A 26068-nucleotide genomic window follows, 5' to 3' on the forward strand; every position below is an offset into this window, starting at 1 on the left:
GCGAAATCTTCGCATGATTCTGTTGATAGTATTGTATCATCTTTGTTGTGAAAACGGAATGATACGATTGACGGAGGCGAGCCTTTTTTACTAGGAGTCCAAGGGAACGTGCGGCAATCCGCATATATTGTAATGAGTAAAATAGTGATGAGAAAAGAGGGAAGCACCTTGGCTTGCAACGGTCAAAACATCTTGACGAATGGTAATTTCACCTCCGGATTCCACCGTTGGCGCGGCAAAAAGGCTCATCTGGTGGCCAATCCGATGGCGGAGGGAGACGCTTCCGTCGCCATGGGTCCCGGTGGACTGATCTATCAGGTGGTAAAAGGGCCTTTTAATGGGCTATGCGCGTATTACCTTCGCTTTCGCGTCATGAACCACTCACTACAGGCGGGGGCACGCGCCGTAGCCAACGTTGCCTATATGGGGCAGAATGGGAGGGTGTTAGGCCAAACGCCTCTGACGGTAGATCCCCCGAATAGAAAGCCCAGGCGATTTTTTACCTTTTTCACCATTGTTCCTCCTCCATCGCCTGTTACCAAAAACATGGTGGTCGCCATCTCGGTCAAAAGCGGTTTCGTTATGGTCGATTACATCTCAGTAGTAGCACACAAGATTGAGTGAAAACCCCGTATCATCTCCGCCCTGAAGCTGGGCTTTTCCCAATCGTATTGAATGAATATAATGGGAGATAACAGGGTTGGAGAGGAGCGTATGAACGGGTGAAGCGATGGTGGATCGGAACGACCGCTGCACTCATGCTTATTGCCGCGGGTTGCGCTGGTGGTACTGATGCGAAGAGTGGTACGAACAGGCATGATCGGCACACGTCAGGACAAGCCATGCCAGCGTTTGTCGAACAATCGACGATACCGCATGTGCGAGAGGCGTACGCCTTTGCAGAAGCCAATGCGGATCAACTTCAGTATATTCCGTGCTATTGCGGATGCGGATCACTGGGGCATGAAAGTGTGAAAAGCTGTTTCATTGCTGGGAAAAAAGCAAACGGTCAACTGGAGTACAATGTGCACGGCTCCGGGTGCGAGATTTGCGTCAATGTGGTGATGGACGCCAAAAAGGGAATCGAGGCGGGGAAGACGCTCCAAGAGGTGCGTCAACAAATCGAGCAAAAATACGGACCACAATTGTCGCCGACGAATACTCCCGCACCGCCTGAGGGAAAGTGAGAAAGGGAAGTGAGCCGCCTGGTAAGGGAATGGCTGGCTTCCCTTTCATGCTTTTTGTAAACTATGAATGATGATAATTGCTTTTAAACGAGGAGTGGAGCTGATGAACATCGTTGCCGTTTCCGGTAGCATGAATCCGGAATCCACGACGAGGAAAGCAGTGGAGATCGTGGCAAAAGCCGCGGAAGCCGAAGGAGCCGAGGTCCGACGCGTTGATCTGCGCGAATTGAATCTGCCGGTGTACGATTGCCGTGAGGATGAGTCCACTTATCCGGAATCGGTTCACCTGTTCAAACAATGGATGCTGGAAGCCGATGCGTTCATTATCGGATCGCCGGAGTATCACGGCAGTGTGTCCGGCGCGCTCAAAAACGCGCTCGATTTCATCGGGGCGCGGGAATTGGAAGGAAAATTCGTCGCCTTGGTTGGGACATCAGGCGGTGCGCTGGGTGCGACCAACACGCTCAACACACTGAACATCATTTGCCGTACGCTGCATGCGTGGCCGTTGCCGTCCATGCCGTCAGTGCCCCAGTCTTATCAGGCGTTTCGACCGGACGGCACCCTGAAGGATGAAAAATTGCAGCACCGTTTGGAGCAACTGGGGCGCCAGCTGGTGAAAGCCGTGAGGATGGCAGTCAAAGGATCAGAGTGACCAGGGTGTATCTGGTCCTTTCTTATCCCGCGAGCGGAAATTCGAAGCCTGACTGAGCGGAGTGCGGAAATGCGCAGGAATGATTCGGCGGGAAATTCATTTTGGCACAGCGTACTTTGCTCACGTTCTGCTCTTCCGATACGGGGAGGCCTTGGTTACGTTCTTTACAGGGAATTTAGAGCGAGACAGGGAATCGATGCACATGCTATTTACCACGAAAAAGGATCACGCCTATCTATCATGCTGTGACATTGATGAGAAACTTTCTTCACAATAGCCAAGTTTGTGGTAAAATAAATGTGCTTCATAAAAAGAACGGACACGACGGACAGGGGAGGATTCGCATGCCGACACCCAGTATGGAGGATTATTTGGAAAACATCTATAAATTGATTGATCAGAAGGGTTATGCGCGCGTTTCCGACATTGCCGAAGCGTTGGACGTGCACCCCTCGTCCGTCACCAAGATGGTGCAGAAACTGGACAAGGACAAATACTTGGTATATGAGAAATATCGCGGCTTGGTACTCACCCCCAAAGGCAAAAAAATCGGCAAACGGTTGGTGGACCGCCACGATCTTTTGGAGGATTTCCTACGCATCATCGGTGTGAGCGAAGAGAAGATTTACCAGGATGTCGAGGGGATCGAACATCATCTGAGCTGGGATTCCATCACGTGCATCGAGTATCTGGTGGAATATTTTCAGCGAAATCCGGAACGGATTGCAGAACTCCGGGCTCTCAAAGAGGCCGACGAGGTTTCAGAAGCGAACACGGACGGGGACAGTGAAAAAACGGTGGAATAATGTTCCTTCAAGTGGGAGCCGTTTTCCTGCCGAGCGACTCTTGCCGTCAGGTTATGGAGAGAAGGCGGGATTTACGGCTCCCCAGTTTCATATTGCCAAACTCTATGGAATGAGGTTCCATAGGTTTTTTCTTTTCTGCGACACATATAGATAGACCAGGAGAGAATCGGGAGGGATGACCGTGTGGGCCGATGCGGTATTTGAGGGCGGTGGGGTGAAAGCCATCGGTTTGGTCGGGGCCCTGACTGTGGCGGAGGAAAAAGGGTATCGATGGAAGCGATTGGCGGGTACGTCTGCTGGATCCATCATCGCAGCACTGTTGGCGGCGGGTTACCGCGCCGGTGACATTCATGCACTGATGATGGAACAGGATTTCCTGCAGTTTATGCCCAAGACGTGGTACCATCGAATCCCTTATATGGGTCCTGCTTTGCGGCTGTGGATTCACAAGGGGTTGTATCCAGGTGACGCGCTGGAAAAGTGGATCGGCGAGCTGTTGGCCCGTCGGGGTGTCTATACCTTTGCAGACCTGAAAGAGTGTAAATTGTCCATCATTGCATCGGACATCAGTGGAGGAAAACTGATGGTCCTCCCTCATGATTACAAAGACTATGGATATGATCCGAGCGAATTGACCGTGGCCCGGGCAGTGCGGATGAGTTGCAGTATCCCGTACTTTTTTGATCCGGTGAAAGTGGTCAACCAGATATGCAAAAAAATCTGCTATGTTGTTGATGGTGCCATCCTCAGCAATTTCCCGGTTTGGTTGTTCGATCAGGAAAAGCCGCGATGGCCGACGTTCGGTTTTCGCCTTGTTTCCGAATTAACCGCAGAGGAACATCACGTTTCGGGCCCGATTTCCCTATTGCGGGCAATCTTTTTTACGATGATGGAGGCCCATGACAACCGATATCTCCGAGATCAGGAAAAAGTTCGGACGATATTGGTTCCAACGCTGAACGTCAAGATGATTGACTTCCATATTTCCAAGGAAAAACGACAATTGCTGTTTGAGGAAGGCAGAAAAGCAGCGGAAGATTTTTTCAGCAATTGGACATTTGCAGAATATTTAGCAGTACGTCAAGCGAAGCGGGGAGTATCCTACACCATTCGTCCGACGGAGTCGGGGTGAAAGGGGGGAGAAAGGATGCCAGAGAGAAAAGAATCCAGGGGGTTCAAACTGATCACCCGCCGACAGGAGCAACGTTTGCCGCCCTCGGTTTTTCGGTGGTTGTCACAATATAAAAAGAAAAAGGGAGCGCACTTATACGATTATGACAACCGCCGCTATTTGTTGATCACCCTGGGGGAAAAACCGAATGCGGGCTATCGGCTTCAATTGGTGAAAGTGGAAAAAGGACATAACGACACCCGGATCGTGGTAAAGGTATTGTCACCCGCGCCCGGGTTTGTCTATCCACAGATCGTGACCGTGCCATACCTGTTGGCGATCGTCACCGGTACACCCAAAGTGGTGGATGAGGCCACCGATGCATTGTTTTGAAGTCTCCGTCCAAGCCGTCCCCCGTAAGATCAATCCGACTCACGGGTGGCCTTTTTCTTGTTGATAAACGGATGCGTTTAAGTCGTTCACCCAAAAAGGCCACCCGTTTCTCGGTATCTACGGTTGCCGGAACACCTTGGCTCGGGTTGGCATACGGCTTTCGCTACTGATTGTGTTTTGTCATGGGGTTTTGGTTTTTTGTTCCTGCTTTTTACTGCCTTCAATCACACGGAAAGTAGGGCGCCTGCCGCGAAAGCGGTTTCCTGTCGGCCGCCCTTTTTTACGTGGGCGGATCGACCGGGAATGAGAGGGGATATTCCACCGCAGAAACCATTGCGGGGGAAACTTGTACAGGTAAAAGACAACACCGGCAATGAGCAGGGGAACTAATACTTGGACAGGATTGACGATGAGCAGGCGAAGGATACCGATGCCCATCAAGACGAACAAGATCAGACGCCACCCGTTGTTTGGTTGCCTTACCATGACCGTTCACCCTCATTCCATGAAGAATCCGAAACGCCGACTCACGAACGGGAGTGTGCCAGAGAGGAGGATGCGATTGTTGCTTCAGTTTGCAAATCCAGCTCCCTCATTTTATTGAATGCGGCAATGGCCACTTCCACTTGATCATCATCCGGTTGTCGGGTGGTCAACTTTTGCAGCCATAATCCGGGATACCCCAGATAAGAGAGGCCGGGAACGTCCCGCAAAGCGTTGGTCAATTTCAACAATTCGTAGGAGAGTCCGACCACCACGGGCAGAAGCATCAGCCGGATGCCGATACGATCCCAGACGTTGTCGTAGGGGATAAAGGAGTAGACAATCACCCCAACGAGCACAGTCAGAATGATGAAACTGCTGCCGCATCGATAATGAAGGGTGGACTGCCGTTGTACGTTTCTTATTGTTAATTCTACCCCTGCCTCATAGGCGTTAATCACTTTGTGTTCTGCCCCGTGATATTGGAAGACCCGTTTGATCGTCGACGTCTGCGAAATCAGTATAAGATACGCAAGGAGAAGCAAGGTTTTGATGCCGCCTTCGATCAGATTTTGGGCGATCAGATTGTGGACATACCGGTCAAACAATACACTGGCCAGAAAAGCAGGCAATGCGGTAAAAAGGATTTTTCCGATCACCAAAGAGAGGACACCGACCGCGGCCACACCGATATATGTGGTTAATTTAGACGGGGAACGTCGATCTTCCTGCTGGGACTCCTCATCCGAATCATCTAAATCATACCGTTCCGTCGCAAATTGTAGATGTTTTGCACCCGATACACTCGCCTCGATTAATGCCACGATACCCCGAATCAGGGGAATTTTTTTTAGGAAAGATAAAAATGGTGATGGATTGCGCACCAACTCCCATGTTTCGATCGAGCCGTCTTTGCGTCGGATGGCGGTCACTTGAACGTAACGCCCTCCAAACATCACGCCTTCGATGACGGCCTGCCCGCCGTATGCGACTGGTTTTTCCGACACCTTACCTACACCGCCTTTTTTGTAATTTCTTTATAGGAGAACGGTCGAAAGTACGTTCTTGTATAGAGATGTATTCCCATTGTATCACAGAAACGACGTCTGTCGCAGATATCCGGTGAAATTCTACGTGAACAGGGGATTTTGTGGTACAATTGGCGAAGTAGAGAGGAGGTGTGCCGATGCCGAAGGTGCTCGTGCTCCACGGTCCCAACTTGAACCGGCTGGGCAAAAGGGAGCCTGGTGTATACGGCCGAAAATCTTTGACAGAGCTAAACCACCGTCTGGAAGAATTGGGTCGTGAATGGGGATTGGAGGTAGAAACGTTCCAATCCAATCACGAAGGAGAATTGATCGACCGGATTCATGCTGCAGATGGAACGTTCGACCATCTCATTATCAATCCCGGTGCATTGACACACTACAGTTACGCCCTTCGGGACGCCCTGGCTTCTGTGGAAGTACCTGCGATCGAGGTACATCTGTCCAACATACATAATCGCGAAGCGTTTCGGGCGCATTCTGTTACGGCGCCGGCCACCGTCGGTCAAATCGTGGGTCTTGGCTTCCTAAGCTATGAACTGGCTCTCCGGGCTGTGGCGGTTCGGTTGGGGCTGATCAATTGAGAGGAGGATGTCTGTTGGAAAAGAGGATCGACCGCTTGCGTGAACGGTTGAAAGAGCAAGATCTCGAAGCCTTGCTCGTCATCCATCCGATGAACAGACGATATCTGACCGGGTTCACAGGAACGGCGGGCATGGTGCTGGTGACGGACAAGGATGCCAAGCTGCTGGTCGATTTCCGGTATGTGGAGCAAGCCCAAAAACAAGCCCCTCATATGGATGTGGTGCGTGTCGGGGGGGAGCCGTTCCGCACGGTTGCCCAATTGTGCCGTGAATGGAATGTCAGCCGGCTGGCGTTTGAACAGGATCATCTCGTGTATGCCCGTGTGGAAAAGCTGAAGTCCATCCTGGACGGGGCGGAAGTGGTCCCTGTAAGCAATATGGTGGAAAAACTGCGCGAAACCAAGGATGCCGATGAGCTGAAGACATTGCGTCAAGCGGCACGAATCGCAGACGAGGTGTTTGCTGAGATCCTCAAGGAGATCCGTCCCGGACTGCGCGAGCGGGACATCGCTTTTCGCCTGGAGTTTCTCATGCGCGAAAAAGGGGCCACTTCTTCCTCATTTGACATCATCGTCGCCTCTGGTCCGCGTTCGGCGCTTCCGCACGGCGTGGCTTCGGATCGGGTTTTGGAAAAGGGCGATTTTGTCACGCTGGATTTCGGCGCTCTCTATGAGGGATATTGTTCGGACATCACGCGCACCATTGTATTAGGGAAGCCGAACGAGCGGCAACGGGAGATTTACGATATCGTACTATATGCCCAACAAGCGGCATTGGAGGCGGTTCGTCCAGGAGTGACCGGGCGCGATGTAGACAAGGTTGCCCGGGATATCATCACCGACCGCGGATACGGCGAGCAGTTCGGGCACAGCACCGGCCATGGCATCGGCTTGGAAATTCACGAAGCCCCGACTCTTTCCGTCAACGGGGAAACCGTGTTACAATCCGGAATGGTGGTCACTGTTGAACCGGGTATCTACTTGCCCGGTTTTGGCGGCGTCCGTATTGAGGACGACGTCGTCGTGACCGAGCAGGGCAAAGAAGTGCTGACGCACAGCCCCAAAGACCTGATCGTGATCGAATAGACGATCGGCTTCATCTTATTGAATTTGGAGGAGACATGCGATGATTTCGGTGAACGATTTTCGTACGGGATTGACAATCGAGCTGGACGGTGACGTGTGGCAAGTACTGGAGTTTCAACACGTCAAACCGGGGAAAGGGGCGGCGTTCGTCCGTTCCAAACTGCGCAACCTGCGCAACGGTAACATTCAGGAGCGGACATTCCGTGCCGGGGAAAAAGTGCCGCGTGCACACGTGGAAACCCGCCAAATGCAATACCTGTACGAAAGCGGCGGTGAGTACACGTTTATGGACAATGAAACCTACGAGCAGATCAGCCTGCCGGCCGAACGCTTGGAGCGGGAGATCAAATTCCTGAAGGAAAACATGAATGTCAACATCATGATCTACCAAGGGGAAACCATCGGCGTGCAACTGCCCAATACGGTGGAGTTGGAAGTGGTCGATACCGAACCGGGCATCAAGGGAGACACCGCGACGGGTGGAAGTAAATCGGCCACGCTGGAAACGGGCTTGGTTGTACAAGTGCCGCTGTTCGTCAACGTAGGCGACCGGCTGATCATCGACACCCGGAGCGGCGAGTACGTTTCCCGGGCATAATGGAAACGGATATACATGAGAGAAGGGGATGCGCGTTTCCTCGCTTGCACTGTTTATATGCGGCTTGGCGAGGATACGTGCTCCCCTTCTTGATTAAGGGCACTTGATCTAAACGCAGATCACGCGTTCTGGCTATAAGAAAAGCAGCCTGATAGACGAGGCTGCTTTTCTTATTGACTGTAGTATTTTGATTTTTATTTCCTTTTACAACGACTTACACCCTTAACATACGTTTTCCGTTGACCCGTATTTCTCCCTCAAAATGTATTTTTGAATTTTTCCGGAAGGTGTCCGCGGAATTTCTTTTACAAATACCACTTTCCGGGGCTTTTTATAACTGGCCAAGTGTTGAGTGGCAAACCTGATCATATCATCCTCCGTTGCTTTCATTTCCTGTTTTAGAACTATTACCGCACATACGGTTTCGATATATTTCGGATCCGGAATTCCGATTACTGCCACATCTTTGACAGCAGGATGGCGAATCAAGACGTCTTCGATTTCAACTGGATAGATGTTCTCTCCACCGCTTCTGATCATGTCCTTTTTGCGGCCGACAATCGATAGATATCCGTCCTTGTCGATCTTCCCAAGGTCACCTGTATGACACCATCCGTCAACGAAAGTGGTTGCCGTTGCCTCAGGTTTTTGCCAATAATCCTGTGAGACAGCCGGACTCTTGATGCAGATTTCGCCTGTTTCTCCTATCGGAACTGATTGTCCGCGGTCATCGACGATTTTGATTTCGGTTAACGGCATCGGTTTCCCGACAGTGTGGCCTTTCTTCCTGGAATCAGACGGGTCAAGGGCAGCGGCAATCGGGGTTCCTTCCGTCAAACCATAGACCTGAACCAATCCCACATGGGGAAAACGTTCGTTTAATTGTTCGATTGCCCATGGCATGACGGGATCCCCTCCAGAATAGATTCGTTTCAATCTTGAAAGTTTGAAATCTGCGAATCGGGAAGAGTTCAACATCTCATAAATCATAAAGGGAAATAGAAAACAATCAGTGACATTTTCTTGTTCGATTGTTCGTACAACGCGATCGATGCTGAAGCCCCCGCTTTTTGTAATCACAACCGTTCCTCCAACCAGGAGCGCCGGCAGTGCCAGATCTTCCATTCCTCCCACATGATAAAGGGGACCAGTCGTCATACAAACCGTATCGGCATGCAAATTCCATTTCATCACCTGCATGGTCGAAAACCAGAGTGTATTGGCGTGTGTCCATAAAGCTCCCTTCGGCCGTCCCGTGGTTCCAGAGGTATACATCAACATCACCGGATCCGACGGTTCAAGCGTTATATTAGTGATCTCCGATGTTTCTCCGTTCGTCAATACGTCCCATGGTTTGGCCCAAGGTGGAACCGGGTCACCCTGATATGGAAGACAGATGTATTCCTCAACAGAAACAGCATTCCGTATTGGTTCAATCCGATCAGCTAAACTGGAATGAAAGCAAAGAATTTTACAGCCTGAATCGTTCAACGCGTATTCAAACTCTTGACTGGCCAACCGAAAATTGAGACGAACGGCAATGGCCCCGATTTTTGCAGCCGCGAAATAAAGAGCGAAGTACTCTAGACAGTTATACAGAAGGATTCCGACTCGATCCCCTTTTTTCACTCCCAAGTCGCGAAGCACATTTCCGTAGGCATTTGAAACCCGATGCAACTCCTCATACGTCCACGATAACTCACTTTCCAACATTACAGCACACTTGGAAGGCTCTAGCGTGTTGAGATCCCCCATGATTCGTCTTGTCATATACCCGACATCCATGCAGATCCCTCCCAAACATGGTGTATTCTCGCATGATAACTTTAATGATTCGGACTCTTGTTTACCATCAGTTTTATAGTGGCAACCACCACTGTCTCACCGGTCTGTTTTTTAATCTCTTGGAGCGCTGTGATAACACCCCGCCCGTTGTCTTTCTCCTGATTATCGATGATCTTCACTTCCAAATGAATCGTGTCTCCGATGAAGGTCGGATTGGTAAAACGTACATGTTCCATTCCATAGAAAGCGACGACCACTCCCGGTTCAAATTGAAAAAGACCCGTGGCAGCGGAAAGCACCAGCATCCCGTGAGCGATACGCTGCTTAAACAGCGTTCTGGACGCATACTCCTTGTCGGTGTGAAGGGGAAACCAGTCCCCGCTGAATGCTGAAAACATCACGAGATCGGCTTCCGTAATCGTCCTTCCTTTGGACAACCAAGATTCTCCTATTTGGTACTGTTCCAGGAATTTTGTAAACACTGTGTTTTCCTCCTTGAAGTAACAATCTGGTGATTATCTATAATTTTCTAGCGATGCACTGATACCATCCCGAAAACCGCTTACATAAGGATTTGGCACCTAACGGTGATTTTTCAGGTCAACGGGTGTGGGGGTAGCTGACAAGGTTGATAAACATGTGGTAACCACCGGGTACTTGAGCCTGAATCTGACGGTACCAGACTAGGCTGGTATAGATGTAAGTGCCTTTGCCGTAATCGGCGACCAACAATCCGCTGGCGAAAGGTTCTTCCCCCGGATCGGAAATCGACAAAAGCGGGAGATAATGCTCTTTGTCCCAACTGGAGGGGAAATAGACACCCCGTTCTTGGACCCATCCGCCAAAGTCGTCGGAGGTGATTTTGTTTGGCCACTGCATAATCGGATGGTCCGGATGTAAGAAAGTGACGGGGGCAGTTTCATCCGTGACCCTCCAACTGATGGGAGGATCGCCGGGAGTGAGCGGGTATGGGGCGAGTTCCGGCTTCCAGTTGTCCTCCGGTTTGTGATACTGCATGACAACATGACCACCGTTTTTTACGTAATCCAACAAACGCTGGTTGTTAGCCAAAAGATCAGAGCGCGAGAGATAAGCCCGGATACCGACGACGATGGTGTCGTATCGGCTTAAGTCCTTGTTTTTCAAATCCTCTTCCGTTAACGAAGTAACGTTTAGTCCCGCCTGCCGCAACTGATTGGACACATCGTCAAATCCGCTTTCCACATAGCCTATTTTTAGCTCAGTGGGTAATTTCAACGAAAACGCATGTAGATTGAGTTTGGCATCGCGTACGTAGTAGCTGGTCCCAATGTGTGGATAGAAGATTTGCTGCACTTGGGAGTTGAAACGATGTCCGTCAACATTGGCTTCGAAGGTGATGTCGTAGGTTTGTTCCTTGACTCCTTTGGGTGTGGTGATGTTCACCTGGAAAGATTGTTGCTCATCCGCCTTGGCAAAATGGACATCCCATTCAGCCGGTTCCGCTTTCCAGCCCTCCGGCACGTTGACATGAATCGTGCCTTGGCTGGGGCCGTTTTTATAGTTGGTCACTTGCAAGTGAATGGTTCGGGTATCTTGTTCTTTCGCGGTATTGATCATGCTTGACTCGGGTGAGAGAAGGAAACCCCAATCCGGCAAGAGAGCGGCAGTTTGTTTAATCGTGTCCGGTGTGATCCGCTGAGTGACCGTTTGCCCTTGCAGGCGATAGGAGACATCGATTTGCACAATGGAAGGATGGTAAGGATGGAAGAAGGAAGCATGGTCAACCGGAGCGGACATGGCTAAGCGGATCGTTTGTTGACGCTTGGGTCCCAAGGAAGTGATGTATGGCTGGACTGACGCCTTCCAGTGATCCCCCGGCAAAACGGGTTTCGCCCGGATTCCGGTAATAGGCTGATCACTATTGTTACGAAGGGTTAACGTGAGATGGGAGGTGGAGCCGAGCGTCCAGATTTCGCGATCTATGCCCAAGCTAATTTGGATTTTCGAGGCGACGGCGCTGGCGTGTTGGAGCTGTCGTTCTTTGATTTGCAAACGGTAGAGCAGGTCCTCTTTTTGCTCTTGGTTCAGCAGTTGTACTTGGGCGAGGCGAATGGCTAAACGTGTCATTTGCAAGGCTTTTTGCACTTCCTGAGTCACATGGGCCCGATTGGGATAGGCCTGGATGGCACGATCGTATTGGTCCTGCAGGAGGATGAGCGTTTGTTTCATAGCCGGTTGGGGCACTTGTTTGGCATAATCCGCAAAATCGTAGGGAAGTGAGTCAAACAGGGAGGACTCTTTACCTTTGGATCCTGTGGCAGAATTGACCAATTCCAGTGAAATGAAGTAATCGTCCACGGGCAGGTCTCGACCCATTCCCTGGCTTTTGTGCATTTTGCGCGATTCTTCGCCCAGTTGAGGATAAGTCAATCCGTAGATCGGGTCGGGTTTTCCTCCGATATTAAAGCGCAGCGTTTCGTGGCCGTTTGTGCCGGGAAGGTAAAGTTTTTTGATTTGCCACGGTTTTAAGCCTTGCCGGATTTGCTCCGGAAAAACGTTGGGGTCAGCAGCATCTCGAAAGGCACGGAGGGTCAGCTCGGAGATGGCGCGATGGTGTCCGTGTTCGGTCGGGACATCCCGGAACGAAGGCATCACGATGTCTGGACGCTCTTCGCGTATCCGTCGGATCAGCCGCTCATAGGTTAACGTTTCACCCCATTTTTTCAGTGTCTCTTCGGGCGATTTTGAGAAGCCGAAATCGTAAATGGGGTCATTTAAATCTTCGCTGAGCATAAATAGATGGACATTTAACAGTTTGGCCGCCTCCTGAAGTTCACGGCTTCGAATGATGCCGAGCGCGTTACCGAGTTCCTTGCCTATTTGATTTTGCCCCCCTTCGCCCCGATTGGCCAACACACTGATGGTGCGTACGCCTTTGCCGAGGGACAGGTAAGCCAGCAATGCACTTTGTTCATCGTCAGGATGTGCCCCCGTGTTCATGAAGCTAATCACGGTATCCAGAGGGAGGAGGGCTTTCCACAGTTCCCGGTCCGGTTCTTGCTGCGCTTGGGTGGGCAGAGAAGGTGTCAGCAGACTGACGAAGAGAACAATAGTCAGTACAAACACAAACCAGGTTCTGAACTTGAATTGATGCATTCCTAGATCCTCCTGTCAGATGAATTCCGTATATTCCATCCTTTGGTGATTATGATAATCATGTAGATAGAATATTTCAATAAAAATATTAATTCATTATTTTCGGCCCTGAAGGATTTGGGATATAATGAAAGACAATCGGATATTTATTCCATCCTTAGATCTGTACAAATGTGCATAAAGGGTACGTTTATCCAACGAGGAATTTTGTATCCTGAAACGAATCGTGGAAAGTGAATCGAGCTTGATCACAATGTCGGTGATCAAGTCCTGCTGCCTCCCACAGAGCGGAGAGTACATACTTACGACTACAGGTCTCTCTATGTTCGCTTTGCTCCCAGGTATCGTTGTCAACAAGCCGTTTAACAGAGTAAAGGTTCATGGGAAATCAGACAGTTAGCGAGACTCCCCATGAGATGAAACGCCTGAACAAACGACTCATTTTGCAAACTATTCGATCAAAAAGGATGTGGAAGGATTCTTCCTGATTCAGCCGACTTGGGGATTTATCAGGCGGTTAGTGGGGGAGCACTGGTGCTGAAGGAGCATGACTCCGTTTTTCAAAATCATTTTGAGAGGGGCGATCCCATGCGTTGGAAAGTGATTCTCAGTTTGATTCTGGTAACGGGGCTGGCCACAGGCTGTCTCGCTTCGTCACCGTCAGGGGAAAGCGCCAAGAACGGGCTGGAGGAGACGGTGGTCGTCTATTCTCCTCATGGAAAAGACATCTTGCAGGATTTTGAGAGGCAGTTTGAAAAGGAGCACCCCAACACCGACGTGCAGTGGCTGGATATGGGTTCCCAGGAAGTGCTGGACCGGATCCGGTCGGAAAAGGGAAATCCCCAGGCGGACGTGTGGTGGGGGGGACCGTCGGTGATGTTTGAACAGGCTGGGGAGGAGGGGTTGCTGGAAAAATACAAGCCCAGCTACGCCAACGCTCTCAACGAAGAGTTTCATGCAAAGGACTACAGCTGGACCGGGACTTTCAAGACGCCTCAGGTGATCATGTATAACACTAAAGAGATCTCCAGGAAAGAAGCACCGAAGGATTGGGACGACCTCTTGGACAAGAAGTGGAAAGACAAGATCATCATCCGCTACCCACTGGCTTCGGGGACGATGCGTACCATTTTCTCCTCTATGATCTACAGAGCCTACATGGAGTCGAAGACCCCCAAGGAAGGGTACGATTGGTTGAAGAAATTGGATGCCAACACCAAAGAATACGCCGCTAACCCGGAGATGATGTACAGCAAGATTGCCCGGGGGGAAGGGAGCCTGACGGTGTGGGATATGCCGGACGTTGTGATGCTGAAGGAGACGAAGCACTACCCATTTGATTACGTCATCCCAGAGAGCGGAACGCCGGTGCTGACCGATGGGATCGCACTGGTGAAAGGCGGGAAACACCCCAAAGCGGCCAAAGAATTTTATGAGTTCGTCAACTCCAAGAAAGCGGCCAAAACCCTCGCCGAAAAGTATTACCGCATCCCTACCCGTAACGACATCGACGACTTGCCCGCCTGGATTAAGGAAACGAAGATCAAACCAATGGAACTGGATTGGGATCTGCTTCGTAAAAAAGAGAAAGAGTGGATGGAATACTGGGACGAGAATATCAAGAGCAAAAAGCAGGCGGAAGAATAAGACGAATGTCTTTGGGGTGATCGGATTGAGCCGAGTTAAACTGTCGCAGGTTTCCAAAACATTCGGGGAAGTTTCGGCGGTCAATCAGTTGGATCTGACCATCAATGAAGGGGAGTTCTTCACCCTGTTGGGTCCAAGCGGTTGCGGGAAGACGACAACGCTGCGAATGATCGCGGGGTTTTGTTATCCGACTACCGGCCGCATCCTCTTTGACGACCAGGACGTCACTCGCGTCCCACCACATTATCGAGATACAGGAATGGTGTTTCAGAACTACGCCCTGTTTCCACACATGACCGTTGCCGAAAACGTGGCCTTTGGGCTGGAGGTGCGTAAACTCCCGAAAAAGGAGATCGCTGAAAGAGTGGAACAGGCCCTTGAGCAGGTGCGACTGGGGGGATTCGGGGAGAGGAGGATCTCCCAGCTGAGCGGGGGGCAGCAGCAGCGGGTCGCCCTCGCCCGTGCTTTGGTGATCCGCCCCCGTATTCTGCTCCTCGATGAACCCCTCAGTAACCTGGACGCTCATCTCAGGGACGAGATGCGGACGGAAATCCTGTCACTGCAGCGCTCCCTGGGAATCACCACGATCTACGTCACTCATGATCAGGTGGAGGCCTTATCCATGAGCGACCGGATCGCCGTCTTCAGCCGCGGTAAGTGCCAACAGACAGGGACACCGGAGGAGATATACAACCACCCAAAAAACGCCTTCGTCGCTTCCTTTGTCGGGGAAACTAACCTAGTTCCGGTCACAGTCAAAGAGACGGGAGCAGATCATGTGACGGTGGAAAGCGGGAACCACTTATTCCGGGTGAAGAAAGGGGAGCCAGACGCGGTTCCCCTGCGGACGGGAGAAGGGAGCTGGTTCCTCTCTATTCGCCCCGAGGCGATCCGCCTAGCCGACGGGCCCGGATCAAACAGGGTGGAAGGGTGGGTGAAACTGATCCAGTTTACGGGTACCTCCTATCACTGCAAGGTGGAGTTGGGGGACGGAACGGTGTTACAGGCTTTGTTCTTAAACCGGCCGGACATGCGGGGGAGGCTTCGTGATGGGGAAAGGCGATTCTTCGAGTTGCCGGAGGAACAGTTGCGACTGATTCCCAACACAGGGGGTGGTGTTGATGATTAATCCTGCTACAAAAGGGCCGACTGAGCCGATCGCATCCCGGCGCGTGATATCGGACAAGGGATTCACCCTGTTGCTACTGATTCCGGTCATCCTGGTGTTGGTCTCTTATGTGTTATATCCGAGCCTGAAGACCTTGGCTGAGAGCGTGTGGATGAAGGGGGAGTTCACCCTTGAAAACTATAAGCGCTTCTTCAGCCCGGAGAGTCTCTCCAACCTGGAAGCGCTGTGGAACAGTTTCTACATCTCCCTGTTGAGTGTCCTGTTGAGTGCCTTGATCGGCGTGCCACTTGCTTTCATCTTCAACCGCTATGATTTCCCAGGACGCCGCTTCTTCGCGACGGCAGCGATCATGCCCATCGTGCTGCCCCCTCTGGTCGGGGTGATGTCCTTTATGTTCCTCTACGGGGAGTCGGGATTGGTAACACGAACGATTCAGGACTGGTTCAACATGGACGAAGCGCCCTTCAAGCTGAGCGGGGTTGCCGGCATCCTGCTGGTCCATGCCTACACCATGTACGTCTACTTTTACATGACCGTCTCCTCGGCCATCAAGGGCTTGAATCCCTCCTTGGAAGAGGCGGCCACCAACCTCGGTGCGGGCCGGTGGACCGTTTTCCGTCGAGTGACGCTACCGCTGTTGACCCCCGCGCTGGTGGCAGCGTCCCTGTTGGTGTTCATGACGTCGATGGCCTCGTTTTCTGCTCCTTTTCTGTTGGCCGGAGGGTTCAGGGTACTTAGCCTGCAGATTTATTTCTCCAAAATCAACGGCGATCTGGACATGGCCGCTACGCAGTCGGTCATCCTGTCCGTCATCTCCATCTCATTTTTACTGGTGATGCGGTGGTATCAGGGAAGACGGGATTACCGGGTGTCGGAGAAGGGGGTTAGCACCCACCGTCGAGAAGTCAGTAATCCTTGGGTCAAGTGGCCCTTGGTCATCGTCGGGGTGACCGGAGTGGTGTTCCTGCTACTTCCCCATATCACGCTGGCGATTTTGTCCCTGGTCCCTGAAGGATCCTGGACCTATCAGACCTACCCTACGCGGTTTAGCCTGGAAAACTACATATTGCTTATGAAGGATCCCCATATTTGGAAGCCGATCCGAAACAGCCTGTGGATGGCGGCGCTGGCGACGGCGGGAAATTTTCTCTTCGGCATTTTAACCTCTTATGTGTTGGTGAAGAGGAAATTCCGCGGAAAGAACGTCTTGGACGTGATGGTGATGCTCCCCTGGTCCCTGCCAGCGACGGTAGTGGCGATGAACATGATCCTGGCATTCAATGTGCCCACCCCCTTCACCTTCGGTAAGGTTCTGGTGGGGACCTTCTGGATTTTGCCCTTGGCCTATTTCATCCGCCACATCCCCCTGGTGGTTCGTTCAACCAACGCGGCCCTGGAGCAGCTGGACGACTCCCTGGAGGAAGCCGCCCGCAACTTGGGCGCCCGTTGGTTCACCACCTTTAGAAGAGTAATTCTGCCCATCATCCTGCCGGGGATCATGGCTGGCACTCTGCTCGCCTTTGTAACCGCTGTGGGAGAATTCGTCTCCTCGGTGATGCTTTACACCATCGACAACCGTCCCATCTCCATCGAGATCATGAACCAGCTGCGCATGTTCAACTTGGGGCAGGCGGCAGCATATGCGATGTACCAGATTATCCTTATCGGGGTGGTTCTGTTGATCTCCAATCGTTTCTTCGGAGTCAAGGCGGAGAATTCTCTCTGACGGATGACAAATCTCAATCCAATTTCCAAGGGGGATGTTCGGATGAGCAAACGGGAGGAGTGGTTGAAAAAAGACGGTGCGACTTTTCCGGGAAATACCTATGTGGAGTGTCTGTTGAAACCGGTTTTCAACTATCAGAGGGATAACCTGTTTTCCGCCATGTTCCAGGTGCACCGGGCTCATGTGCTGATGCTCTGTGATCGTGGGATCTTGTCGACGGAGCAGACCGCTCGGATCCTGGATGCCGTTGAAAGGGTGGCTGTCTGCGATCCTGCTGTTCTCCGGTACGATTCTCACTTTGAGGATCTGTTTTTCATGATGGAGGCGCGTCTGACCGAGGAGTTGGGAGCGGATCTGGCGGGGAACATGCACATCGCCCGCAGCCGGAACGACATGGGGGTGACCATGTATCGCCTCACCTTGCGCGATCAACTGCTGGAAATCCTGGATGTTTTGACGGATCTTCGTGAATCTCTGTTGGAAGTAGCCGGAGAGCATCTGGAGACAGTGATGCCCGCATACACCCACACCCAGCCGGCTCAGCCCACCACTCTCGGTCATTACCTCCTTGCAGTCCAAGATGTACTGACCCGGGATACTGAGAGGGTCTGGGCCGCCTTTCATACCGTGAATCAAAGCCCTATGGGAGCCGCCGCCATCACGACGACCGGTTTCGACATCTGTCGGGATTCCGTCCGGAAATACCTGGGGTTTGAAGGCATAGTGGAAAACTCCTACGACGCCATCGCCGGAGCAGATTATCTGTTGGAAGCGGCGGTGGCGATCATGATGCTGATGACGAACATGGGCCGCTGGATACAGGATCTGCTGTTGTTCTGTACCCGGGAGTTCGAAGCGGTCAAAGTGGCCGACCCCTATGTTCAGATCAGCAGCATCATGCCGCAAAAGCGAAATCCGGTTTCCGTGGAACATTCCCGTTCCATCGCCAGCAGTGCCACTGCCGACGCACAGGCGGTCTTTACGATGGTGCACAACACGCCGTTCGGCGACATCGTGGACACCGAGGATGACCTGCAGCCTCACCTGTACAGAGCCATCGATAAAGCCCATCGAGTACTGAAACTGATGAACGCAGTGGTGAGTACTCTGGAAGTCAACCGTGAGCGTTTGATGAAACGAGCACGGGAAGGTTACATCACGATCACGGAGCTGGCCGACGCCATGGTACGGGAGAAAAAGGTTTCTTTCCGAATTGCCCACCGGATCGCCGGCCTCGTCGTGAAAAAAGCCTGTCAACGTCATTTGAAACTGGATGAGGTTTCTCCGGAGTTGATCAAAGAAGCCTCCCGTGAAGTGATGGGGAGCGAGATTACCTTCACAGAAGAAGAGCTAAAAAAGATTTGCGATCCTGTCCATTTCATTGCGGTGCGCAAATGTCCGGGAGGGCCGAGTCCGGGGGAAGCAGCGAGGATGCTGCGGGATCGGAAGGAAAAACTGTTCGACGATCGGACTGAGCTACAACGATACAAAAATCGGATCCAATCCGCACAGGACAGCATGAAAGAACGGATCCGGCAATTGACGGCGACGCTGTCGTCATAAATTCCAATTATCAGGATTTCCAGGCTGCCAATACCGTATCGCGGTCGGCGGTCTTTTTTATGTCAGAAATGTCCTTATGGGAAAACAGATATTGCGGAAAAATTGTTAAACTATCGGGATTAAACCTGCTTGATCCTGATGTTATCCACTATGGGAGGATTTCACTCTTTTTTCCAATTTCACGATCAGGCTTTGAAGTAAATTAATTTCATATTCATTCCTACAATTGCAAGCATCTTCAAGGTAATCTGATAATTTTTCGATCAAGTAATTGTATTCTCTTCTGTCAAAAGAAAGATGAGGATTCTCCAATTTATTCAGAATGGAAAGGTTGAGGCCCTGCTCCTTCCCTATTGTCGTCCGTTGCAGTGAGGATATATATTTACGCAAATAGAGACGTTCTTGCATGGTGATGTTGCACATCGATCCAACCTCCTCATCTTTGTGATCAGTGACTGGTACTATTATATGTCGCGCTTAGTGGGTGACTTACTAGTCTCTTCTTATAATTCTTTGTCCTGCTTTTATTTCCCTATCATATGTACAAATAGTAATAATATTATGTATAATATATGATGTACGATATATGATCATGAGCATGATTGGAAAGGAGGGACGATGTGGAGCTATTTCTATCAAATCCGAAGCCGCTCAAAGTACAAGCGTATACAGTTTTAAAAGAAGCGATTATACGCGGGATATTGAAGGATAACGAGATGATCACAGAGCGAGTGGCCTTAGAGAGGTTCGGCATCAGCCGCACTCCCTTCCGTGAAGCTGTTCAAACGCTTGAAGCAGAAGGATGGGTCTATAACATCCCCTATAAAGGGGCCTTTATCTCTCCGATTACCATCAAGGATATCCATGATGTATTTGAATTGCGTTTTATGTTGGAAATCGGCGTAGTCCGTAAAATTCAGCAAACGATCAACCGGAAAAACTTGGATCAATTGCAAGCGATCACGGCAGCGATGAATACAGATCCGTCGCAAATGAGCGATGTTGATTTCATGCTATTGGACAAAGATTTTCACCAAGTGTTGTTCGAACTTACGGATAACGAACGGTTGATCTCCGTCTTTAAACAAACGTCCGACCTGATTCGCCGGATTGGCATGCGGGTTTTACACCGAGAGTCAAGGCGCGAAGAAGTTGTTCGTGAACATCGGAGAATTATAGAAGGACTCCAAAACGGAACGGCAGAGCAAGAAATGGAGCAACATTTAAATAAACAGAAACAATCCTTTATTGAATTGTATCAAGGTGAAAAATAACAGACTCGCGCCATTATCTTCTTTGATTACGGGAGAGAGGGCTGTTACCGTGAGTAAAAGCGATTTAACCAAAACGGACATAAGCCGGTTGATCGAACAGTTGGGGACAGACAAAGTGAAAATCTTTCCGGGTAAGGGTTCTGAATACGGTTCAGCCAGTGATTGGGTCGTGTTTGCCGAATCGGAGCAAGAGGCGGTCAAAGTGATCCGATGGGCCGGCGAATCTCAAGTGTCAATTTTGCCCGAAGGCCAGGGGGCACTCGCAGGTTACGGTAATCCTGTTTGTAAAGAGGCAGTCACCTTATCTTTGGCCAAATTAAATCAGGTTACAGAACATTCGGTTGGCGACTTAACGGTTACAGTGCAAGCGGGCACGCTACTCAGTCATTTACAAGCGGTATTGAAGGAAAAAGGCCAGATGCTGCCGCTTGATCCGGGTTGGCCGGAGATAAGAACGGCAGGGGGGATCGTGGCTGCGGCCCTGACAGGACCAAAACGGTTAAAGTACGGAACTCCGCGCGATTGGGTTATCGGTCTCAGGGTGATTTTGGCCGATGGCCAGGTAATTCGTACCGGCGGCAAAGTCGTCAAAAACGTCGCCGGATACGATATGAATAAATTGTTCGTCGGTTCGTTCGGGACCTTGGGGGTCATTACGGAGTGCACATTTAAATTGCGCCCCCTTCCTCCTGAGGAAACGGTGATCATTTTGGAACATTCGGATGTGAACGCCCTGTTGCGGCTCAGCCGTCGCATATTGGATTCTTCATTGGAACCGTCGGCGATAGAGATTGTTAATTCCTCGGTGTTATCAACCCTTTTGCCAGGTGATCATGCGACGTTCGGATTGATGATCGGCTTTGAAGACGAAACCAAAGCTGTGGACAAAGAACAAGATCAAGTTGTGAAATGGGCAAAGGAAGAAGGAATAAGGGTTCGGGAGACTCTTCGAAACGATTGGGCGGCAGCGTTATGGCAGTTCTTTGGTGAGCTTATGCCCCACGCCAAAGGTTCGGAAAGTTCGGCTGCGAAAATCGCTGTGAAGATAAGTACCCTTCCCGATCAAGCGGCCGCTGCTGTTCAAATGATTCACTATCTGGCGGAAGAGCTGGGGATTGATGCGATGATTCACGGGGGAACGGGCACGGGAATTACGCTTGCCGTGTTGCAGCCGAAACAGGATCAGTGGGCAATCGCAAAAGAACTTATCCAAAAAGTCAGGCAACGTATAGAAGAGCAGCTTGGTTATGTGGTCATCCTACATGCCCCTTCCTTTTTTAAAGAGCTCATTCCCGTTTGGGGAAAAACACCAGCCGGACTGTTTCTCATGCGGAAGATCAAAGCCCAATTAGATCCGGAAGGGCGATTTAATCCGGGAAGATGGGTAGGAGGGATATAAATCATGTCCGATCCGATAAAGGAAACGAAACCATTAACGGGATTTCCGTTTGCCGATCCGCCAGACCCGGATAAGTGGTCGAAATGCATTCATTGCGGAATGTGTTTGGATGCATGCCCCACCTATCAGGAAGAGAAATTGGAAGCTCATTCTCCGCGTGGCCGCGTTCATTTGATTAAAGCGGCAGGTGAAGGGCGGCTAAAGTTAAACCAAGGTTTATATGACCCGGTTTTTCAGTGCTTGGATTGCCGTGCGTGCGAAACTGCTTGTCCATCAGGAGTAGAGGTCGGAGCCTTGATTGAAGAAGCGCGCGGCCAACTTTATCAGGTGATGCCTCCCAAAGGACTTAGGGGGATGATCAACCGAATCTTTTTAAGGCATTTGTTTCCCCATCCCGCACGTCTGTATTGGCTGGGCCGATTGTTGAGATTTTACCAACGATCGGGTCTTCAGGCTTTGGCACGAAAAATAGGGATTCTTCGTTTATTCCCTGCGCACATTCGGGATATGGAGGCCGTCCTGCCGCAGATCCCGGCTCAATTTTCCCGGCAGACTCTGGCTGAAGTAACCCCGGCGCTTGGGGAAAAGCGTTATCGTGTTGCCATTTTAACAGGGTGTGTGATGGATGTTTTATACGCCGGGATTAATGAGGCAACGGTGCGGGTGCTAAGCCGTAACGGCTCTGAGGTGGTGGTGCCGCGGGGGCAGGTTTGTTGCGGTGCCCTGCAAGTGCATGCCGGAGACCGGGAGACAGCGAAAAAATTAGCCAAACAAAATATTGACGCGTTTTTGCAAGCAGATGTTGATCGAATCATTGTGAATGCGGCCGGATGCGGGTCAGCGATGAAAGAATACGATGAACTTCTTAAGCACGATCCGGATTACAAAGATAAGGCAAAGGAATTTGTCAAAAAAGTTCAAGATGTATCCTCTTTCTTATGTGAAATCGGCTTTCAACCGCCAACGGGAAGGGTTCAAGAAACAGTCACCTATCACGAAGCGTGTCATTTGGTCCACGGACAAAAAGTGAGAAACCAGCCGCGTGAACTGCTTAAACAAATCCCCGGGCTTACTTTGGTTGAAATGCCCAACGCGGATCGCTGCTGCGGGAGTGCCGGGATTTATAACCTGACTTATCCGGATATGGCGGGCCGTCTTCTTGAGCGAAAAATGGATGACGTTCCGCAAGAAGTGGATAGGATTGTGATGGGGAATCCTGGTTGCATGTTGCAGATCGCGATGGGAGTTCATCAGCGTGGTGGACGGGAACGCGTCGTGCATACGATTGAATTGTTGGACGAGGCTTACCGGCGCGGGGAGCAGAGCGAGCTGAAGACGGATGGCACAATAGATGACGACCAAAATCAAGAACTGATTGCCGCACTGAAGCGCTGTGTCGGGAACGACGCGGTCCTTTACCGCCATGAAGATCTACTGGCCTATGAATGTGATGCATATACCCTGAAAAAGGTGGTTCCGCGTGCGGTCGTTTTTCCCGGTAGTACAGAAGAGACAGCCGAGGTTGTTCGCTTGCTCTCGAAACGGGGAATTCCTTTTATCCCGCGCGGGGCCGGAACCGGCTTGAGCGGAGGAGCCACTCCTACGGGAGGGGAAGTAATCATCAGTTTGGCGAGGATGAATCGCCTTTTGGAAATCGACCTTCTGAATAGACGGGCTGTGGTGCAACCGGGATATATCAATCTGCATTTAACTGAGGCCGTCGCCGATCGCGGTTACTATTATGCACCGGATCCCTCGAGTCAGCAGGCATGTACGATCGGAGGAAATGTCGGTGAAAATGCGGGTGGAGCTCATTGTCTCAAATATGGTGTCACCACAAACCATGTACTTGGTTTGACGATGGTTTTACCCGACGGGCAAATCGTTCAACTCGGCGGACTTCCGGATGAGCCAGGCTATGATTTGGTCGGATTGGTGGTCGGATCGGAAGGGACGATGGGCATTGTGACGGAAATCACGGTCCGGCTTGAGAAAAAACCGGAAGGGGTTCGCACCGTTCTCGCGATGTTTGATGAAGTGAGCGAGGCGAGTGAAGCGGTTTCCGACATTATCGCAGCGGGGATATTACCGGCGGCTTTGGAGATGATGGACAATCTGGCGATTGAAGCAGTGGAAAAAGGAACATTCCCGGTAGGGTATCCGCGTGATCTTGGCGCTGTTTTATTGATTGAAGTAGACGGTATTGCCGAGGCATTGGATGAACAGATTGAACGCATTGTGGAAGTGTGCCGTAAACACGGAGTGCGGGAAGTGCGACCTGCCTCCTCGGAGGAAGAAAGAAAAAGTTGGTGGAATAACCGTAAAACCGCTTTTGGCGCAGTCGGAACAATCTCGCCGGATTATCTTGTTCAAGATGGCGTGATTCCCCGCAGCCGCTTGCCGGAAGTTCTGTCCCGGATCGAAAAAATCAGCCACGAAAAGGGGGTACGCATTGCCAATGTGTTTCACGCCGGAGATGGAAACCTGCATCCCCTGATCATGTTTGATGCACGAATCCCCGGTGAAGAAGAGCGGGCCGTACAAGCGGGATCGGAGATATTGCAAGTGTGTGTCGAGGTTGGTGGCAGTATCACCGGAGAACATGGTGTTGGTTTGGAAAAGAGAGACGAAATGCGGTATTTGTTTTCTGAGAAGGAGATTGCCGTCCAAACCGCGATACGGGAGGTATTCAATCCGAGGAATTTATGTAATCCAGGCAAAATATTCCCTTCCCCGGCCCGTTGTGCCGAGATGAAGAAGCGGCCCAAAGGAATCGATACCGAAGAAGCTTTGGACGTTCTTTATTGAACAGAAATGGGAGAGGAGATCGAGTGGGAATGAATACGAGAATTAATCTAAAGGGAGTCGAAGTGACTGCGCCGATTCTTCCGGAGTTTGAAGAGATTTTGACGAATGAGGCACTTGATTTTGTTGCGGGATTGGCCCGTAAATTCTCCGCTACCCGTGACGCTTTATTGCAAAAGCGTGTAGAGCGGCAGCAAGCCATCGATTCGGGAAAATTGCCGGATTTCTTGCCCGAAACGGCTTCCATTCGGCAGGGTGACTGGAAAATCGCTCCCGTTCCTGAAGATCTGCAAGATCGGCGGGTGGAAATCACCGGGCCTGCCGGCAACCGCAAAATGGTGATCAATGCTCTTAACTCGGGAGCACGTGTGTTTATGGCCGATTTTGAGGATGCAAATTCTCCGACATGGGAGAATACGGTGGGTGGACAAGTAAACTTAAGAAAAGCGATCAGGCGGGAGATCGATTTTACTTCCCCGGAAGGGAAAAAGTATGCTTTGAAGGAGAAAATCGCCACCCTTGTCGTTCGCCCGCGCGGTTGGCATTTGGATGAAAAACACGTCAGGGTAGACGGGAAACCGGTTTCGGCCGGGTTGTTCGATTTCGGATTGTACTTTTTCCACAATGCCCGTACCTTACTGGAGAATGGTTCGGGGCCTTATTTTTACCTTCCGAAATTAGAAAGTCACTTGGAAGCACGACTGTGGAATGATGTATTTGTTTATGCGCAGGATGCCTTGGGCATTCCACAAGGAACGATCAAAGCGACAGTGTTGATCGAAACGATTCTAGCGGCGTTTGAAATGGAAGAAATCCTGTATGAACTCCGGAATCACTCTGCCGGCTTAAACTGCGGCCGCTGGGATTATATTTTCAGTTATTTGAAAGTATTGCGCAATCAACCTGATGTGATCCTCCCAGACCGGCAACAGGTGACCATGACCGTGCCGATGATGAGGGCTTACACCTTGTTAGCGATTAAAACCTGCCACAAACGCGGTGCCCATGCCATCGGCGGGATGGCGGCACAAATTCCGATCAAAAATGATCCGGAGGCAAACAGAGAAGCCCTGAGAAAGGTAAAAGAGGATAAAGAGCGGGAAGTGCTGGACGGACATGACGGGACATGGGTTGCGCATCCCGGGTTGGTCCCGGTGGCCAAAGCCGTATTTGACGAAAGGATGCCAAATCCCAACCAATTGGATCGGTTGCGGGAAGATGTTGAGGTTACGGCGGAGGATTTATTGCGCGCACCGGAAGGAACCATTACCGAAGCGGGTCTGAGAACAAATATCCGCGTTGGACTGCAGTATATTGAAGAGTGGTTGCGTGGAAACGGAGCAGTGGCGATTGACCACTTGATGGAGGATGCAGCGACGGCGGAAATTTCCAGGGCCCAGGTTTGGCAATGGATTCGTCATCCCAAAGGAATACTCGAGGACGGGCGTAAGATCACCTTTTCGTTATTTGAACAAGTCTTGGAAGAAGAGCTAGCGAAAATCAAGGAACGCCTCGGCGAAAGTCGCTTTACTGATTCAAAGTATCCTGAAGCGCGTGAACTGTTGATTCACTTAACCAAAAGCGACCGTTTTATCGATTTTCTTACCTTGCCGGGATATGATCGCATCGCATAGAAGTGTTAAAAATGATCCAT

At 50.9% G+C, this 26068-nt stretch carries 23 protein-coding genes and 1 pseudogene; 18 read left to right on the top strand and 6 right to left on the bottom strand.

The window, feature by feature from the left end:
- The first annotated feature begins 108 nt into the window (after nucleotides 1-108).
- The 6 genes from KI215_RS06490 (at nucleotide 109) to KI215_RS06515 (ending at nucleotide 4152) form a co-directional block, all read left to right on the top strand.
- Nucleotides 109-624 (top strand): hypothetical protein, encoded by a 516-nt coding sequence (locus tag KI215_RS06490; protein WP_212774730.1) that lies wholly within the window; start codon nucleotides 109-111, stop codon nucleotides 622-624.
- Nucleotides 625-722: 98 nt separating this feature from the next.
- Entirely contained in the window at nucleotides 723-1187 is a 465-nt protein-coding gene (locus KI215_RS06495) for a PCYCGC motif-containing (lipo)protein (RefSeq protein WP_212774731.1), read from the top strand.
- A 103-nt stretch (nucleotides 1188-1290) separates the two neighbouring features.
- Nucleotides 1291-1842 (top strand): NADPH-dependent FMN reductase, encoded by a 552-nt coding sequence (locus KI215_RS06500; RefSeq protein ID WP_212774732.1) that lies wholly within the window; start codon nucleotides 1291-1293, stop codon nucleotides 1840-1842.
- A 344-nt stretch (nucleotides 1843-2186) separates the two neighbouring features.
- Entirely contained in the window at nucleotides 2187-2648 is a 462-nt protein-coding gene (gene mntR, locus KI215_RS06505; RefSeq protein ID WP_212774733.1) for a transcriptional regulator MntR, read from the top strand.
- Between the two features lie 175 nt (nucleotides 2649-2823).
- Complete coding sequence (locus KI215_RS06510; protein ID WP_212774734.1) at nucleotides 2824-3780, top strand: patatin-like phospholipase family protein; 957 nt, start codon at nucleotides 2824-2826, stop codon at nucleotides 3778-3780.
- A gap of 15 nt (nucleotides 3781-3795) precedes the next feature.
- Nucleotides 3796-4152, top strand: a complete 357-nt coding sequence (locus tag KI215_RS06515; protein ID WP_212774735.1) for a protease complex subunit PrcB family protein — start codon at nucleotides 3796-3798, stop codon at nucleotides 4150-4152.
- A gap of 180 nt (nucleotides 4153-4332) precedes the next feature.
- Here the strand turns inward: KI215_RS06515 and KI215_RS06520 are convergent, their stop codons facing one another.
- Together KI215_RS06520 and KI215_RS06525 are read right to left on the bottom strand one after the other, a co-directional pair.
- Nucleotides 4333-4638, bottom strand: a complete 306-nt coding sequence (locus tag KI215_RS06520; protein ID WP_212774736.1) for a hypothetical protein — start codon at nucleotides 4636-4638, stop codon at nucleotides 4333-4335.
- Between the two features lie 41 nt (nucleotides 4639-4679).
- Complete coding sequence (locus tag KI215_RS06525) at nucleotides 4680-5591, bottom strand: DUF1385 domain-containing protein (RefSeq protein ID WP_212775096.1); 912 nt, start codon at nucleotides 5589-5591, stop codon at nucleotides 4680-4682.
- A gap of 230 nt (nucleotides 5592-5821) precedes the next feature.
- On the opposite strand from KI215_RS06525, the gene aroQ reads away from it, so the two are divergent.
- The 3 genes from aroQ to efp are packed head-to-tail and all read left to right on the top strand — an operon-like array spanning nucleotide 5822 to nucleotide 7948.
- Complete coding sequence (aroQ, locus tag KI215_RS06530; protein ID WP_212774737.1) at nucleotides 5822-6265, top strand: type II 3-dehydroquinate dehydratase; 444 nt, start codon at nucleotides 5822-5824, stop codon at nucleotides 6263-6265.
- 11 nt (nucleotides 6266-6276) lie between these two features.
- Complete coding sequence (locus tag KI215_RS06535) at nucleotides 6277-7350, top strand: M24 family metallopeptidase (RefSeq protein ID WP_212775097.1); 1074 nt, start codon at nucleotides 6277-6279, stop codon at nucleotides 7348-7350.
- Nucleotides 7351-7390: 40 nt separating this feature from the next.
- Nucleotides 7391-7948, top strand: a complete 558-nt coding sequence (gene efp, locus KI215_RS06540; RefSeq protein WP_212774738.1) for an elongation factor P — start codon at nucleotides 7391-7393, stop codon at nucleotides 7946-7948.
- A gap of 222 nt (nucleotides 7949-8170) precedes the next feature.
- Here the strand turns inward: efp and KI215_RS06545 are convergent, their stop codons facing one another.
- The 3 genes from KI215_RS06545 to KI215_RS06555 form a co-directional block, all read right to left on the bottom strand.
- The gene (locus tag KI215_RS06545; protein WP_212774739.1) at nucleotides 8171-9733 is read right to left on the bottom strand and encodes a class I adenylate-forming enzyme family protein; all 1563 of its coding nucleotides are present in this window, start codon (nucleotides 9731-9733) and stop codon (nucleotides 8171-8173) included.
- 41 nt (nucleotides 9734-9774) lie between these two features.
- Nucleotides 9775-10215 (bottom strand): MaoC/PaaZ C-terminal domain-containing protein, encoded by a 441-nt coding sequence (locus KI215_RS06550; protein WP_212774740.1) that lies wholly within the window; start codon nucleotides 10213-10215, stop codon nucleotides 9775-9777.
- 118 nt (nucleotides 10216-10333) lie between these two features.
- Nucleotides 10334-12871 (bottom strand): PIG-L family deacetylase, encoded by a 2538-nt coding sequence (locus tag KI215_RS06555; protein ID WP_212774741.1) that lies wholly within the window; start codon nucleotides 12869-12871, stop codon nucleotides 10334-10336.
- A gap of 588 nt (nucleotides 12872-13459) precedes the next feature.
- Here KI215_RS06555 and KI215_RS06560 point away from each other — a divergent pair.
- Genes KI215_RS06560 through argH form a run of 4 tightly spaced genes read left to right on the top strand, consistent with a single transcriptional unit; the run spans nucleotide 13460 to nucleotide 18936 of the window.
- Nucleotides 13460-14518 (top strand): extracellular solute-binding protein, encoded by a 1059-nt coding sequence (locus KI215_RS06560; protein WP_212774742.1) that lies wholly within the window; start codon nucleotides 13460-13462, stop codon nucleotides 14516-14518.
- A 25-nt stretch (nucleotides 14519-14543) separates the two neighbouring features.
- Entirely contained in the window at nucleotides 14544-15647 is a 1104-nt protein-coding gene (locus KI215_RS06565; protein ID WP_212774743.1) for an ABC transporter ATP-binding protein, read from the top strand.
- Entirely contained in the window at nucleotides 15640-17373 is a 1734-nt protein-coding gene (locus KI215_RS06570) for an ABC transporter permease (protein ID WP_212774744.1), read from the top strand. Before KI215_RS06565 ends, KI215_RS06570 begins: the two co-directional genes overlap by 8 nt.
- Nucleotides 17374-17415: 42 nt before the next feature.
- Nucleotides 17416-18936, top strand: a complete 1521-nt coding sequence (gene argH / locus KI215_RS06575) for an argininosuccinate lyase (RefSeq protein WP_212774745.1) — start codon at nucleotides 17416-17418, stop codon at nucleotides 18934-18936.
- A gap of 141 nt (nucleotides 18937-19077) precedes the next feature.
- On the opposite strand, the gene KI215_RS06580 is transcribed toward argH, so the two are convergent.
- The gene (locus tag KI215_RS06580; protein ID WP_212774746.1) at nucleotides 19078-19359 is read right to left on the bottom strand and encodes a hypothetical protein; all 282 of its coding nucleotides are present in this window, start codon (nucleotides 19357-19359) and stop codon (nucleotides 19078-19080) included.
- Nucleotides 19360-19556: 197 nt separating this feature from the next.
- On the opposite strand from KI215_RS06580, the gene KI215_RS06585 reads away from it, so the two are divergent.
- The 5 genes and pseudogenes from KI215_RS06585 to aceB all read left to right on the top strand — a co-directional run bounded on the left by KI215_RS06585 (nucleotide 19557) and on the right by aceB (nucleotide 26048).
- Nucleotides 19557-20210, top strand: coding sequence for a GntR family transcriptional regulator (locus KI215_RS06585; RefSeq protein ID WP_212774747.1), 654 nt, complete (start codon nucleotides 19557-19559; stop codon nucleotides 20208-20210).
- A 49-nt stretch (nucleotides 20211-20259) separates the two neighbouring features.
- On the top strand, nucleotides 20260-21609 hold the full coding sequence (locus KI215_RS06590) for an FAD-binding oxidoreductase (RefSeq protein WP_212774748.1): 1350 nt from the start codon (nucleotides 20260-20262) through the stop codon (nucleotides 21607-21609).
- A 3-nt stretch (nucleotides 21610-21612) separates the two neighbouring features.
- A pseudogene (locus KI215_RS15905) lies at nucleotides 21613-22944 on the top strand ((Fe-S)-binding protein); the annotation flags it as partial.
- Between the two features lie 36 nt (nucleotides 22945-22980).
- Nucleotides 22981-24417, top strand: a complete 1437-nt coding sequence (locus KI215_RS06595) for an FAD-linked oxidase C-terminal domain-containing protein (protein ID WP_420830183.1) — start codon at nucleotides 22981-22983, stop codon at nucleotides 24415-24417.
- 29 nt (nucleotides 24418-24446) lie between these two features.
- Entirely contained in the window at nucleotides 24447-26048 is a 1602-nt protein-coding gene (gene aceB / locus KI215_RS06600) for a malate synthase A (protein ID WP_212774749.1), read from the top strand.
- Nucleotides 26049-26068: the final 20 nt, after the last annotated feature.

Origin of the sequence: Polycladomyces abyssicola, assembly GCF_018326425.1 — a bacterium.
GTDB lineage: Bacteria > Bacillota > Bacilli > Thermoactinomycetales > JIR-001 > Polycladomyces > Polycladomyces abyssicola.